This is a genomic window from Flammeovirga kamogawensis (assembly GCF_018736065.1).
Lineage (GTDB): Bacteria > Bacteroidota > Bacteroidia > Cytophagales > Flammeovirgaceae > Flammeovirga > Flammeovirga kamogawensis.
In genome coordinates this window covers 1,803,886-1,818,251 of record NZ_CP076128.1, presented here as the reverse complement: position 1 = coordinate 1,818,251, position 14,366 = coordinate 1,803,886, and the positions used below count along the sequence as shown (strand labels likewise).

Annotated in this window: 13 protein-coding genes; 9 read left to right on the top strand and 4 right to left on the bottom strand. The window is 31.8% G+C overall.

The annotated features are described in order from the left end of the window. Positions 1 to 23: 23 nt before the first annotated feature. The 7 genes from KM029_RS07075 (at position 24) to KM029_RS07045 (ending at position 5,389) form a co-directional block, all read left to right on the top strand. Positions 24 to 731: a DNA alkylation repair protein gene (locus tag KM029_RS07075; protein WP_144072607.1), complete on the top strand. Its 708-nt coding sequence runs from the start codon at positions 24 to 26 to the stop codon at positions 729 to 731. Positions 732 to 798: 67 nt separating this feature from the next. Further along, the gene (locus tag KM029_RS07070) at positions 799 to 2,067 is read left to right on the top strand and encodes a bifunctional folylpolyglutamate synthase/dihydrofolate synthase (RefSeq protein WP_144072606.1); all 1,269 of its coding nucleotides are present in this window, start codon (positions 799 to 801) and stop codon (positions 2,065 to 2,067) included. Positions 2,068 to 2,289: 222 nt separating this feature from the next. Beyond that, positions 2,290 to 2,688, top strand: coding sequence for a hypothetical protein (locus KM029_RS07065; protein WP_144072605.1), 399 nt, complete (start codon positions 2,290 to 2,292; stop codon positions 2,686 to 2,688). Between the two features lie 123 nt (positions 2,689 to 2,811). Beyond that, complete coding sequence (locus KM029_RS07060; RefSeq protein ID WP_144072604.1) at positions 2,812 to 3,063, top strand: hypothetical protein; 252 nt, start codon at positions 2,812 to 2,814, stop codon at positions 3,061 to 3,063. Positions 3,064 to 3,268: 205 nt separating this feature from the next. After that, positions 3,269 to 3,883, top strand: coding sequence for a DUF4251 domain-containing protein (locus tag KM029_RS07055; protein WP_144072603.1), 615 nt, complete (start codon positions 3,269 to 3,271; stop codon positions 3,881 to 3,883). A 138-nt stretch (positions 3,884 to 4,021) separates the two neighbouring features. Continuing rightward, the gene (locus KM029_RS07050; RefSeq protein WP_144072602.1) at positions 4,022 to 4,447 is read left to right on the top strand and encodes a translation initiation factor eIF-2B; all 426 of its coding nucleotides are present in this window, start codon (positions 4,022 to 4,024) and stop codon (positions 4,445 to 4,447) included. A gap of 45 nt (positions 4,448 to 4,492) precedes the next feature. Next, a complete protein-coding gene (locus tag KM029_RS07045; RefSeq protein WP_144072601.1) occupies positions 4,493 to 5,389 on the top strand; it encodes a lysophospholipid acyltransferase family protein in 897 nt (298 codons plus the stop codon). A gap of 70 nt (positions 5,390 to 5,459) precedes the next feature. Here the strand turns inward: KM029_RS07045 and KM029_RS07040 are convergent, their stop codons facing one another. Beyond that, entirely contained in the window at positions 5,460 to 7,010 is a 1,551-nt protein-coding gene (locus KM029_RS07040; RefSeq protein WP_144072600.1) for a PepSY-associated TM helix domain-containing protein, read from the bottom strand. An 83-nt stretch (positions 7,011 to 7,093) separates the two neighbouring features. After that, entirely contained in the window at positions 7,094 to 7,822 is a 729-nt protein-coding gene (gene ric, locus KM029_RS07035) for an iron-sulfur cluster repair di-iron protein (RefSeq protein WP_144072599.1), read from the bottom strand. Positions 7,823 to 7,981: 159 nt separating this feature from the next. Here ric and KM029_RS07030 point away from each other — a divergent pair, with 159 nt between their 5' ends. After that, a complete protein-coding gene (locus tag KM029_RS07030; RefSeq protein WP_144072598.1) occupies positions 7,982 to 8,413 on the top strand; it encodes an RrF2 family transcriptional regulator in 432 nt (143 codons plus the stop codon). On the opposite strand, the gene KM029_RS07025 is transcribed toward KM029_RS07030, so the two are convergent. Beyond that, a complete protein-coding gene (locus KM029_RS07025) occupies positions 8,414 to 8,920 on the bottom strand; it encodes a hypothetical protein (protein ID WP_144072597.1) in 507 nt (168 codons plus the stop codon). Between the two features lie 54 nt (positions 8,921 to 8,974). After that, the gene (locus KM029_RS07020) at positions 8,975 to 12,400 is read right to left on the bottom strand and encodes an AAA domain-containing protein (protein ID WP_144072596.1); all 3,426 of its coding nucleotides are present in this window, start codon (positions 12,398 to 12,400) and stop codon (positions 8,975 to 8,977) included. Between the two features lie 245 nt (positions 12,401 to 12,645). On the opposite strand from KM029_RS07020, the gene KM029_RS07015 reads away from it, so the two are divergent. Next, on the top strand, positions 12,646 to 14,349 hold the full coding sequence (locus KM029_RS07015; protein WP_144072595.1) for a hypothetical protein: 1,704 nt from the start codon (positions 12,646 to 12,648) through the stop codon (positions 14,347 to 14,349). Positions 14,350 to 14,366: the final 17 nt, after the last annotated feature.

The following is a 14,366-nucleotide window of genomic DNA, read 5'->3' as shown; positions in this document are numbered from 1 at the left end:
TCCAGAATAACTCAAAGGAAATTATGACAAAAGACGAAGTACTCAATGAACTATATGATTTTGGAAATGAAGGAACAAAATCAATTTACCTTAAACACGGAGCTAACGAACCTTTGTTTGGTGTAAAAGTAGGTGACCTTAAAAAAATAAAGAAGAAAACTAAAATAGATCACGAACTCGCTTTAACGCTTTATCATACAGGTAATTCTGATGCAATGTATTTGGCAGGGCTAATCTGTAAACCCAAAGCATTATCAAAAGAGGAACTTCAAGAATGGGCAGAACTAGCCAATTGGTATCTACTAAGTGAGTATACAGTAGCAACAGTAGCAGCAGAAAGCAACTTTGGATGGGAAATGGGTAGGCAATGGATCATCTCAGATCAAGAAAATATTAGCAGTTCAGGTTGGTCTACATTAGCAAACTGTGTAGCCATAATTACTGATGAAGAGTTGAATTATGCAGATATAGATGAGCTATTAAATGTAATTGAAAAGAACATTCATAAGGCAAAGAACAGAGTAAGGTATACCATGAATGGTTTCTTGATTGCTGTAGGTTGTTATTTGATAGATTATACAGAAAAAGCACTTTCTATTGCAAGAGAAGTAGGTAAAGTAGATGTTTTTATGGGTGATACAAGTTGTAAGGTACCTTTAGCAGAAGAGTATATTCTAAAAGTGAAAAACATGGATAGAATTGGGAAAAAGAAAAAGAAGGCAAGATGTTAAAGAGTATTGTTTGTGATTTTTAATCAATTACTGCTATTTGCATGTTCAAAATTGATTAAAATAAGAAATGACATATCAAGAGACATTAGATTTTTTATATTCTCAGCTCCCTATGTTTCAAAGAGACGGGAAATCTGCATTTAAAAAAGACCTATCGAATACCATAGCTTTATGCAACTTTTTGGGTAATCCTGAAAAGAAATTTAAATCAATTCATGTTGCAGGCACAAACGGAAAAGGTAGTTCGTCTCATATGTTATCTGCAATATTACAAGCTGCAGGTTACAAGGTAGGTTTATATACTTCGCCTCACCTAAAAAGCTTTACAGAGAGAGTACGTATTAATGGTCAAGAAATTTCTGAAGGTGAAGTTGTTGCTTTTACAGAAAAAGTTAAACCAGCAATTGAACAAATTCACCCCTCTTTTTTTGAGTTAACAGTAGCAATGGCATTTGAGCATTTTGCTGAGCAAGAAGTTGATATTGCTGTAATTGAAGTAGGTTTAGGTGGACGCTTAGATTCTACAAATATTATTAATCCAGAGGCTTGTTTAATTACGAATATTGGATTAGATCATATGGATATGCTCGGGAATACATTGCGTTTGATTAGTAAAGAAAAGGCAGGTATTATTAAAGAAGAGACACCAGTTGTTATTAGTCAAAAACAGACAGAAACAACGCCTGTATTTACAGAAGTGGCATTAGAGAAAAAAGCACCTTTATTTTTTGCAGAGAATCATTTAAGTTGGAAAGGAAACTCGATACTTAAAAATAATGAAGAATACTGTACTGATGTTGAAATAGGTGTAAAAGGAAACTACCAAAAACATAATGTACTTGGCGTTTTAATGTTAATTGATCAATTAAATAAAAAAGGAACATTTTCTATTTCTAAAGAGGCGATCAAAAAAGGTTTAAAAGATGTTGTAGCATTGTCAGGCTTAAAAGGAAGATGGCAAATTTTACAACATAAGCCTTTGGTAATTACAGATGTTGGCCATAATGAAGATGGCTGGCGATTTGTATTAGAGCAGCTTCAAGAACAAGAATTTGATAAGTTATTTATGGTATTGGGAGTGGTACAAGAAAAAGATTTACCTAGCATGATAAGCAAGCTGCCTAAAAATGCGTACTATTTTTTCTGTAAGCCTAATGTGCCAAGAGGTTTGTCTGCAGAAGTATTAACAGAAGAAGCACAAAAACTCGGCTTAAAAGGAGAGTGTGAACCTGATATTAATACTGCTATACTTAAAGCAAAAAAACGAGCAAAAGATAAAGATTTAGTATTTATTGGGGGCAGTACATTTGTAGTAGCAGAAATTAATGAATTGTAAATGACACTTTTTTGTAAACATCTTTTAACTTAATGAAATAGGTGAAACAAAAAGTTTCTTCTACTTTTGAAATCAGTTTTTTAGTAATGGCCCGTTTTAAAAGGTTAATTACTAGATGTTTAACGAATTAATTTGTGTATGAATAGTAGAAGAATATTCTACTTCCTTTTAATACTACCCACAGTTTTTATTCTTAATTCTTGTGGAAAAAGGGCTAGTTCTATGAATAAACACACTCTTTGTTTTGAGAAAGTGATTTCTGGAAAGCCTGTAAAAGGAACAAATGGTCAGTTGATAAACTTTTTTGATCAGATGATTTTACATCTTGATATAAAAGGAACAACAGTAACCGGAACATTTGATTGGTCTCCATCTGAAAAAGATCATTTTGCAGGAACCTTAGTAGGTACCATACAAGATGACTTAATAAAAGCTGTTTATACATATGCTATAGACGGTGTTGATATTAAAGAAGAAAGGTTTATTAAGTTAGACAAAGAGTCTGCTTATTTTAGAGTAGGAGGGAAAATGCGTTTAAAAGATGGTGTATACATATACACTAACGAAGAAAATAGAATGCAATTTGGTAGAGGAATACCAAGAAGTTATTGTAAATCTTAAATAACAGAAAAGTGCATTATTAAAGTAAGAGGATATGTTTTAATGTCCTCTTATTTTTTTATCCTATAATTTGATTAATTTTGTCAAAAAATAAATTATTACCCATTTATTCAAAATACTGATATGGATGAAAATATGATTGCAATGCAGTTTGCAAATGCTATTAATACAACAGAAGATGAAAATCAAATAGCTGCAATGATGCAGTCTGCTTTTGCAATGCTTCAAGGAATGAATTTACCTGAAGAAAATGTAAAAGGTATTGCAGCAAAAGTAGCTGATTTTTTAGTTACTGTAGAAGTAGAAGAGGGTTCTCAGCCAGAAAAAAATAAAGCGAAGGCAGTAGAAACGTTAAAATTATTGCTTGATGCATAATTAAGTGTTTCTATTTTTACAAGAGTCATATCATTTAAATGGTATGACTTTTTTTATACCCTATCTCTTTTTATTATGAAAAACAATAAATTTTAAAACAATCAGAGCATTTTTTGATTATTTTAGTACTTAATTAACACCATTTAGTAATCAATCTCGTATAATATTAAACAAAACACTGATACGAAATAAAACTGATAATATTATGAATACGTCTATAATTAGAAAGATCACATTTGCAATAACATTGTTATTTGGTTTTACTTTAACAACTGCAATTGCACAAGAAACAACTTTAACAAAAAAGGAACAAAAGGCTTTAAAAAAAGAAGAAAAGCGTAAGGCAAAAGAACAAAAGAAAGCTGAGCAAGAAGCTTATGAAAAAATAATTCATGAACAAGCTGTTACTGCTATAGATAGCCAACAATTTGTGCTTGAAGCAAATCAACTTTACGACCGAAGAGGTAGAACTGTAAACGTACAATCTAATATCAACTTTATTAAAGTATCTGGCGATGTTGGAGTTGTTCAAATTGGTTCTGCAAGTCTTGTAGGATATAATGGTGTTGGTGGTATTACCGTTGATGGTAAAATATCAGATTGGAAAGTTAGGTTTGATGAAAAATCTAAAAGAACGTATGTATCTTTTAATATAATGGGACCAACCTTAACAGCTAAGGTTACTTATGATCTTGATGGTGTTGGTAACTATGCAAACTGTAGAATAGATGGTGTATTTAGTTCTAGTCAGTTAAAAATGCGTGGTATACTTAAGCCAAATAGCCAAAGTAAAACATACCAAGGTATGATTAGATACTAAAATTTAGAGAAATAAATTAAAAGAACACTCTATTGTTTTCAATAGGGTGTTTTTTTATGTTTAAACGTTAAGGAATGTTTATATAATTGTTCATTACTGCTGTTTCTCTGTCTTGTTTTTGTATTAAATAAACACAGAATGAAAAATATATTACTCTCTATATCAGTCCTATTTATGTTTCTAACTAGCTGTACGCTAGATGTTACTCACCCAGAACCAGAAGGTGTAGTAAAATATGAAGGACATACAGATAAAAATACTAAAGTATATATTGACCTGAAAGGTAATCTAATAGTTGGCTATTCTATTCAAGTATCAGGAGAATTGAATGACTATAAAGTAGAAAAAACATTTAAGGATACAAATATGGTTGGATATGCTTTTAAAGCGAAGAATCAAATTTTTATTAATTTATCCGAAAACGATCCATTTATGTCTTATGTAACAGGGGATGTAGTGAACAATCAAATTATTGGCGAGTACCAAATAGCAGAATTAAATGAAGTTTTAAATAAATACTTTATTGTTGCAAAAGGTACTTTTAAATTAAGTCAAAAAAAATAATATTTGCATTATAAAAAAATTGTATAATTAACTATTTCAATCATCATGACTCGCTTCTTATTTACAATATTTGTAAAACCGATTTCCTATTTACCATTCTCAGTACTGTACTTTATATCAGATATATTGAATTTTATAGTATATCGTGTAATTGGGTATAGAGTAAAGGTAGTAAGGGCTAATTTAAAAAACTCTTTCGCAGATAAATCTGAAGAAGAACTTCTAAAAATTGAAAGAGGCTTTTACCGACATTTCACAGATTTTCTTGTAGAAAATATTAAGCTCTTAACTATTTCTAAAAAGGAATTATTTGAGAGATGTACTATTGGAGATATCAGTATTTTAGAAAAATATAAAGACAGAAACTTAGCATTAGTTGCTGGTCATTATAGTAATTGGGAATACGTAGCTGCAGCAATTAATTCTTTTATAGACCAACAAGTTGTCTGCATATATTCTCCATTGAAGAATGAACATGTAAATAATCAAATTAAGAAATCTAGAGGTATCTGCGGAATGGAATTATTACCTAAACAAGAGGTAAATAGTTATTTAGGTACTGGATTTAAGGACGAGAAAAAAGCATTAATTTTTGCAGCAGATCAATCACCAACGTTCACTAAAAAAGTGGTATGGACGGAGTTTTTACACCAAGAAACTGCTGTATTTTATGGTCCAGAAATAATTTCTAAGAGATTAGATATGGTGGTATTGTATTTAAAATTAGGTAAAACGAGTAGAGGTCAATTTACAATTGATATCGAACTTATTGAAGATAAACCAAAGGCAACTAATTTTGGAGATATTACAGAAAAGCATGTTAGGCTTTTGGAAAGAGATATTATGGCACAACCAGAATGTTGGTTATGGTCGCATAAAAGATGGAAAAGAACAAAAACAGCGAAAGAGGTATTAATTAAACCTAGAGCTGTAGCAGTTTAAAAATATTTTAGGTAGTAGTAAATAGATAAGATTAGAAAACAATAACTTTTTAAGTTATTGTTTTTTTTGCTTAATGCTTTTTGAAAAACTTCTTGATTTTAGATTTTTTCCTGTAGCCATATTCATATACTCCACTAATTGTTAGTATTATAAATAATAGACTGATTAAAGGAATGAATAAAATACCCCACTTGTTCATAAAAAAGTGAAATAATCGGCCATTATGTAATTCAAACATATAATTCCATAAAGGCATTCTATAATTTTCAATTAATTGATGAGGGACAGCATAATAGCTGTTATGCTTAGGTTGATTTAAAGCCAGTAAGCCTTGTTGAAAAGTGGTAATGTAATTGGTGCTATCTGGATGTGAAAAATGAGACATTACCATATAATCACTGGGTCTTTGTAAAGATGAATATTTAGGTGTTTTAAGATTGGTAATTACATCAATACTAAAATTATCTCCTCGTTGGTAATCAAAAAGACCATAGAAAGAACCTATTAAAAAATGGCCATTCGCTAGAGGCTCAAATACTGTTGCCCCCATCACAAAAATATTTACATCCCAATCAGTTTTAGTAAAAGAGGATTCTAAATTACTATTTCCTTCGTATATACCTTCGGTTGTATCAAAAACTATCCTATCTGTTTTTTTATCATATAAAGCATTCCTTATAGTATGATACCAAGGGTTATAATTAATAGAAGAGGGTATGTACTTTAATGGAACTTTACCACCAACAAGAGCTACCAAAAGGGGAGGACGCATAAATAAACCTGTACCTCCAATAATAAGGAGAATTAAAGAAGTCCAAACTCCAATTTGAGTATGGTATTTAATCATAAAACCTAGTCGGTTATTTCTCTTTTTTCTCTTTGTCTTATCTTCAATTTTTACCTTCTTTCTAAATGTAATGTACAGTGAAGTAATAGAAAGGAAAATCAATATAAGTGCTACAAAATCGTAAATAACTCTACCAGTAGTACCCCATAACCAACCACTGTGTAAGGCAAACGTAAATTGAATTAAATTCATTGTAGTTCGCTTGTCTTTTAAAAGGTTTTGAGGTAGTAATGTTGAATTATTATATAAATATATTCCGGATTGACTTACAGCAAATAGGTTATTTTTTACTTTTAGGAGTTTTACAAATTGTTCTTTATTAGATGATTTTGTAGGAATATAGCACCATTTATTGTTTAATAAATTTAGCTTATAAACTCCACCAAAAGTGGCAGCAAATAAAGAGTTTTCATGTTTTAAGTAAAGTAAGTCGTTTGTTTTTTGATAGAAAATTTCTTCAGGAAAACCGTTATTCATAGCAGAAGAAAATGACTTTCCTTTATTGATGCTTTTCCAAATACCTTGTTTCCCTGCCAAAAAAATAGTGTCAGAGCCAATATGAACTGCATCTAAAATTCCTCCTCTGTTCCAATTTTGAGGAAGGTAATCGTCTGGAATAAAATTTTGATTAACACCAACTCCTGCTATTAAATTAGGGTGGTTAAGGAGTATTCCCGAAATACTCATCCATACAAGTACAATTGATATAGAAATACCAATGTATTTATGCCATTTTTGTACTTTCTTGTATATACTTTTACCTAATTTACTCATGTATTACTGGAGTGGAATTTTAGATGCAGCACTGTATATGTTGTTTACTTACTTGATTACATTAAGGTTTAATCAAGTAGCAATTATTTAACTAATCTATTTTCTAATTCAGCAGCTCTTAAAAATAAGATGTTATTTTCTAAATGAACATGGTTATGTAAATCTTCTTCAAAATCTTTCAATTTATCAAATGTTACTCTATACGTCATACAAGCATCTTCTGGTGCAGTGTAATTATTGGTTAAGGTTGATATTTTTTCAAACCTAGCACCTTCACCTTCATGTTCTTCTATCATCATGGCAATTGGATTTTTAACTGATCCAAATGGAGCCATTGAAATTTGTGAACCACTAAGATCTGCTTCTACCAATTGCTTAATATAAGGGAACAAGATGTTTTCTTCTTTAGCTAAATGGTTAGTAATTTCTGTAGCACAACCGTGAAACAAATCTCTAACTTCTACTAATTCTGGGTGACGATCACCATGAACTGAAGCAACTTTATCTACATACTGTATAATTAGAGGTACATTTTCACGAATATATCTATGGTGTGTTTTTTCTATGTAATCAACCAGTAAGTCTAGTGGGAAAGTATTAAAATCAATACCTACTACTTTAGAGTTAGTAGCCTCCATCTCTTCAATTTGACGTAAAATTTCTTTAGGATCAATATTTTTACCTTCGCAAGCTGCTTCTATAGTAGCTCCTCCGCCACAACAAAAATCGATGCCATTTTTCTTAAAAACATCTGCAAATCTAAGGTCTTTTGCTACTACGCTTCCTACTGTGTTTTGTGTTTCAAAATTCATGATATTAGTATTTGTGTTAATTTTTTTTGTCTTGCACAAACATAGTAAAAATAATAAAAGATAAAAAGGTCTTTTATTATTTATTTATAATCATTCTAAAATTTTACTCCGTATATTTGTATTCTGAATTGTGTATTAGTAGGATAATTTATAGAAAAGATGTTTTCAAAAGCGTGTACATATGGTATCCGTGCCATGATTTTAATTACAAAAAAGAGTCAGGAAGGGTGCAGAATTGGTGTTAAAGAAATTTCAAAAGATACAGATACTCCAGAGCCTTTTGTAGCTAAAATATTACAACAACTCACAAAGTTAGGTTTAATACAATCTAATAAGGGGCCAAAAGGAGGGTTCTCTATTTCTGATGAGCAGAAAGAGACCACATTATATACTATTGTGAAAGCAATAGATGGAGATACACTAATGACAGGGTGCGGTCTTGGTTTTCACGAATGTTCTGAGGAGCGCCCATGTCCAATGCACAATAAATTTAAGTCGGTTAGAGCAGGGTTAAATGATATGTTATCAGAAACTACACTTGGAGAATTAAGTACAGATGTAGTAGATGGATTGTCTTTTTTACAAGGATAATTAAGCTACTTCTTTCATTCCTAAAAAACCTCTTACTGCGTTTTTTACAACCGTTTTTTGATATAAAAAGTAATCTTTAGCAGCTACATAAAGTAGTTTATCTGTTTTAAATTGTGTTTTGAGTAAAAAAGCAAATCCAATATAAGGAACGGCACTTAAGTAGGCACCAAAAACGCTAATTTTTTTACCCATTCTCCATTTAATAAACAGAGCTTTTAAGGTAGCATTACCAACTAAAAAGAAAATAGGTGTAGCCGTTGCCCAACTAATTTTTCCATGGAAAATAGAATAACCAATTGCTCCAGGAATTAATAAATTATCTATCCAAACAGCTACAAAGCTCCAAACAATTAATACATAACCAACTCGAAATATTTTAGAAACACCTCTTCCAAGGCTGTGTTCTATTAAATAATTAGCTTCATCTGTGGTATATTTCTTATTGTTTTGTACAAAGTTACAGAAGTTATCTCTTGCACATTCGCAATGCTCATCAAAATCTTTCATATCAACATTGAGTACATTTAATGTTCCTCTTTTTAATACTTTTATCTAATTCTATCATGAAAATAGGGAAGTATCATTTTCTATCCAACCATTTTGTTCTTTAATCCAATCCATTAATTTATCATGAATAGCAGATCTTGAAAGTATCGTTGGTGAGCCAAAAAATATCATTTGTTGTTTTGCTCTTGTAATAGCAACATTTAGTTTCCTATCAACACTTCCATCTTCTGTTAAAGATAGCATTCCTAACATCTGGAAAGGCGTATTTGCGCAGAAAGAGATTAAAATAACCTCTCTTTGACTTCCTTGATACCTCTCTACAGTGTCTATACTTAATTGATTAGCTTCTTCCATTCCCGCTTCTTCTAATGCCTGTCGGATGGCGGCTATTTGATTTCTATATGGGGCAATTATTCCTAAAGTTTTATCAATATCAAACTCTCCTTTTTGCTCTATATATCTATTTTTTGTTGCAATGGCCACTGCTGCAATTTTACGAGCTTCTTCCATGTTTATCTTGTCAGAAGTTTCTGTACTCATTGTTTGCGTAGGGAAGAATAGTAACCTCTTTTCTGAAAGTAATTTTTCTAGCGAATTATAATGGGAACTGATATCCCATTTAAGATCATCACTCTGCCATGGTAAAGGAACGGTTGTTAAGTTTCCTTGGTAAAAATGCTCATTGGCAAAATTGCCTAACTGCTGGTGCATTCGCCCTTGATTTTTTAGCATATCAAAAGCCCAATTCCAATCATTTTTTTGGCAAAGGCTATATATTCTTTCAAAGTAAGCAGTTCTTCTATCGGTTAGATTTATTTCTTCTAAACCGTTAAAAGAAATTTGAGACAAGGCTTCATCTTGCTGAGTGATGGCAGGTAATTGTTTTTGATCACCAATTAGAATAAAGCGATTCACTCTTGTAAGTAAATCCATTAATTGAGGTTCTAAAATTTGAGAAGCTTCATCTATAACAGCCATGTCAAAATCTTTCAATCTAAATAAAGACGATCTACCAGAAATACTTGCTAAAGTAGTCACTACAATTCTATGTTGTTCAATTCCTTTTTTTAATGAATTTCTATTATTGGCTTCTTCTGCCATTTTATTCATTAAATTATTACGCCACTGTGGAGAGCAAGAATGTTCAGAACCAATACGTAGAAATTTTCTTCCATCATCAGTAGGGTGTTCAATTGCTTCGTCTAATGCTTCACATATTTCATCAACAGCTCTATTGGTGTAAGCAATAAAAAGTATATTTCTAGTGGGGTCTGTTTTATAAAGAATATGTGCTAGATTTTTTAGCATTCTAGATGTTTTTCCTGTGCCAGGAGGACCTACAACAAGACAATAATCTTCTGCAGATAATGCTTTTGAAAGTGTATTTAACTCTACTTTATTTAAGTTTTTATCTTGAGCCAATGTCAGCACTTCTTCATGCGTAAACATTTTCTCTGGCTGAGTAGGTGGTTTTAAACCAAGAAGAATATCTTTTTTCTCTTTATTGTGCCAAGTGATAAAATTGAAAAGCCCTCTGTACATAGCATTAAAAGAGGCTTCCATAAAATCACCTTCTAAAGCCCATTTTGTATCTGCATCAAAAACTTCAGCATTACGCTGTTTGTGTCTTAACTGAACGTGTACTTTATCTTTTGACATTTGGGTAATTGTACCCTTATTAATCTGTCCTTTTGTAGCAATAGATTCGCTATTTTCTCTAGGGTAGATTGTAACAATATCACCAACTCTAAAATTAACGAAAGCATTTTCTGTATTTGTTCTAGTGAAGATTAATTCAGGAGTGTTTTCGTTTGTTTGATTTGAATAAACTTCTAGATCGAAGAATATTTTAAAACTATCTTTTTTTGCTCCAAAGTCATCTAACCATAAAGAAGCAACACCTTGATTAAAAATGGTATCTCCAACTTTTGCCAATTGATGTTCTTTTGCAATAAAACTCACGAACGAGAAAAGGTATGCACGTTCAAGTTGAGATAAAGCACGTACGCCTGCAATAAATTTATTGACATCTGTTTTTGTAAAAGGAGCTGCACTAGCAAAGGCTACTTCATTTATTTGTCGTAATACATTACCAACATCTTGTAATGTATCTGCTTTGGCAAGCATTAATTCATTTATTACAATTTGGTTTCTCGATAAGATAATAGCTTGCTCCATTGTATTGGTGTAGGTATCGTATCGGAGTGGAGATTGAATGGCTTTAGAATAGAATATCATTGGGTAGATATTCTGTTTATCTGTATTGTAGGCATCTGTTAAAATCATTTGGTACATTAAAGTTTGTGCCGCATGGTTTTTCCATAAACCCGCATTATTAAACCCAGCCTGTGGAGGTTTACCAGATTTTAATTCAACTATCCTAAATTCAGATTGATCTTTATTGATGTGTAGTAGGTCAAGACGACCTTGTAAACCATACTTAGGAGAATAGAAAGATGGTTCTATGTTACACCCGTCTTTATCTATGTTTTGCTGAGAGAAGTTATCATTAACAGTATTAATAATGTTTTTGAACTGGAACTCAGCATCAGCCATAAATTTTTTAAAACCTTCTTTTGTTTGTAGCTCGGGTAAGGTGATATATTCTAATGGATTGGCTTTAAATGTTTTGGTAAATACATCTAAAAAAGAAAGTTCATTAGTGTTCTCAGAATGAATGATTTCATCTAAAAAATAATTGGCTACATTTCCTAGCATCATTGGAGTACTAGAAGGAGCAGATGTAAACTTTTTTAGAAGGTGAGTTAATGGAATACTGCCGTTCATGGTAAAAGATTCTGCTACTGCAGTTACATCAAGAAGGTAGTCAGGCTCTACTACAAAATGCAATGGAATGAGTGCGTCATCATCATCCAAACGAGCATTCAGAAGGTGTAATTGTACGCCTTCCCATAAGTTATCCATCATTACATCGTACATGTCATTTAAATTATGTACGCCATATTTTACTTGAATTGGTGCTTCACTTTCAGCGTCATCATCTTCAATGCAAAATAGTATTTTATTACTTTTATCAATTTTAATTACCTCTACTCTTAACTCCTCAACAAAGTTTTCTTTTTGCTTTTTAGACTCTTCAATTGTGGGTAATGGAGGTAGGGTTTTGTCAAGTTCTTTAGGTATTGGAAAGTTATAGATAAGTTTTACTGCTTCTGCAACACCACGCATAGCAAAATGCACATCATTAATAGATATGAATTTTGTAGATTTCCTAGAAAGCCGATCATTTATTCGAACTTTTTGTAATCGCCAAATTAAATGTTGTGGTAATTTTAGCTTTTGCCCAATATATGCAATCCTCGCAAACAGGCTTGAAAGTAAGATTTTCTCTTGTTTGGTTTGCTCTTTGCATAGCCATTCTAATAAGTCTTTAATTCGATGGTGTTTTTGCAAGTTAGAAAAAGAATCATCTGTTAAAGTTTTTGTGATGTAACTATAGTAATCTTTTGCATTAAGCATTTTATACGTTGTTGTTTTAGTAAATCTTATTAGATTTGTTTAAATCTTACATTAAAGATATAAATATCAATATTAATATTCTTAAAAATAATGTTGTAAGTATTTATTACAAAATTGTAGTATTTTAATAAAAACTAACTCAGCTTCAAATATTGTATTAACTTCAATTAACAGTAATTGATTACCCGATTATTGTGATAGAAAGTTGAATGTTTTCAGACTGACAAAAAATAAAACTATTTATTATGAATTTCAAGAATCTTTATCTGCGAAAGTATTTCTCTTTTGCGCTGTTATCTTCATCTCTATTATCGTGTGGACCAACGTTAGATGATATTATAATTCCTCCAATAGAAAATTATGCTGTTGGTATACCAGTTCTAAATGGAGATATCGGGTTTAAACAACTATTATCACAACAAGATGTAGACAACTCAAATGTAATTGTAGAGAACGATACAATCTTCTTTGCTTTTGCAGACACAATGGAAGTAGCGACTACAGAAGATATTGTTCAGGCATTTGGTAGTACAAATACTGATGATTTTTTTAGTATCGATTTTCCAAACCCAATTACAGGAGTAAGTGTTCCATTTCCAGCAGGAGGGGTTAGCTTAGGTTTTACAACAAACACAGCAAATTGTGCAGGAGCCGATTATTGTGTTGAATTACAAAATGATATTGCCTCTGTTTCTTACTTAAGGTTTGAAGAAGGTAATATGATTGTAGAATACTCTGGTAATGCAGGTGATCAGTTCACTATGACCTTATCAAATGTTTTAAGAAACGGTACTAGTACAACACTTACCGAAACAAATACAATCTTAGCAAGTTCTGCAGGTGCTGACATTAGAACAGCCATAGACCTAGCTTCTATTGAATTTGATATGGCGCAAACTCCAACATTAACGCTTACATTGGTTGATGGTTCAGGAACAGCTTCAGGTTCATTATCAAGTATTGGGTTATCGAGATCGAATGCTACAGATAGATTGAAGTTATTATTCCCAACAGGTTTAAGTGATGCATCTTTCGATATTCCAAATGAAAGAATAGACACAGATTATTTAAGTGATATTTTTCCTGCAGGAGCAGATATTGCATTTGCAGACCCAACAATAAGTTTTCAATTTAATAATCCAATTGGAGCAAGCGTTAATTTAGATTTAGGTACAGGGCCAACAGGTGGAATGATTGCAATTACGGACAATTCTACTATTCCTGTTTCGTTTAACTCTAATAAAAATGATGCAGATAATGCAGTTGGATGTTCTCAAGAAATTGATGTGTCTCCAGCAACAGATTTTGATGATCCTACACTTACATCAAAATTTATGTGTGATGCAGGAGCAATTCTAAGTGCAAGACCAACACAAATTCAGTTTGGTGGCCAAGCAAGTTACGATGTACCTGCTGGATCAGAAATTTTCTTTAGTAATGAAGATAATGTAGAGGCAGTATTTACTACAAGATTACCATTGCATATCGGATTTACAGGAATGACATACAATAGTGGTTCTTCTATAGATTTGGATTTCTCTGCAGAAATTCAAGATATTAATGTTGCTACACTAAGAACACAAGTAAACAATAGAATCCCAATTAGTGGTTCTATGATTCTTACTACTAAAACTTCTGAAAATGGATCGGTAACGGCTATTATTCCAATTAATGGTGGTCAACTAGGTAACTCATTGATAGAAGCAGCTACTACAGATGAAAATGGAGAGAATGCACAAGAGACTGAAAACTATTTAGAAACAAGTCTTACACAAGAGCAAGTTCAGGCAATTTTAAATGCAGGTTATATTGATATCGCTTTTGGCTTAGAAGCAGATGCAAATACAACAAACTCTACCCTAGATCCTGTATTAATTTTGGATAGTCAGACCATGACTTTAGAAATGGGATTATTACTTAATGCAACAATCGACCCTGACTCTGAATAATAACTACCTCTTCAATT

Bases quoted from the DNA above. Each gene is read 5' to 3' on its own strand.
- KM029_RS07020 (WP_144072596.1), bottom strand. From the start codon at position 12,400: ATGCTTAATGCAAAAGATTACTATAGTTACATCACAAAAACTTTAACA.
- KM029_RS07065 (WP_144072605.1), top strand. From the start codon at position 2,290: ATGAATAAACACACTCTTTGTTTTGAGAAAGTGATTTCTGGAAAGCCT.
- KM029_RS07045 (WP_144072601.1), top strand. From the start codon at position 4,493: ATGACTCGCTTCTTATTTACAATATTTGTAAAACCGATTTCCTATTTA.
- KM029_RS07015 (WP_144072595.1), top strand. From the start codon at position 12,646: ATGAATTTCAAGAATCTTTATCTGCGAAAGTATTTCTCTTTTGCGCTG.
- ric (WP_144072599.1), bottom strand. From the start codon at position 7,822: ATGAATTTTGAAACACAAAACACAGTAGGAAGCGTAGTAGCAAAAGAC.
- KM029_RS07075 (WP_144072607.1), top strand. From the start codon at position 24: ATGACAAAAGACGAAGTACTCAATGAACTATATGATTTTGGAAATGAA.
- KM029_RS07070 (WP_144072606.1), top strand. From the start codon at position 799: ATGACATATCAAGAGACATTAGATTTTTTATATTCTCAGCTCCCTATG.
- KM029_RS07040 (WP_144072600.1), bottom strand. From the start codon at position 7,010: ATGAGTAAATTAGGTAAAAGTATATACAAGAAAGTACAAAAATGGCAT.
- KM029_RS07055 (WP_144072603.1), top strand. From the start codon at position 3,269: ATGAATACGTCTATAATTAGAAAGATCACATTTGCAATAACATTGTTA.
- KM029_RS07025 (WP_144072597.1), bottom strand. From the start codon at position 8,920: ATGAAAGATTTTGATGAGCATTGCGAATGTGCAAGAGATAACTTCTGT.
- KM029_RS07030 (WP_144072598.1), top strand. From the start codon at position 7,982: ATGTTTTCAAAAGCGTGTACATATGGTATCCGTGCCATGATTTTAATT.
- KM029_RS07060 (WP_144072604.1), top strand. From the start codon at position 2,812: ATGGATGAAAATATGATTGCAATGCAGTTTGCAAATGCTATTAATACA.
- KM029_RS07050 (WP_144072602.1), top strand. From the start codon at position 4,022: ATGAAAAATATATTACTCTCTATATCAGTCCTATTTATGTTTCTAACT.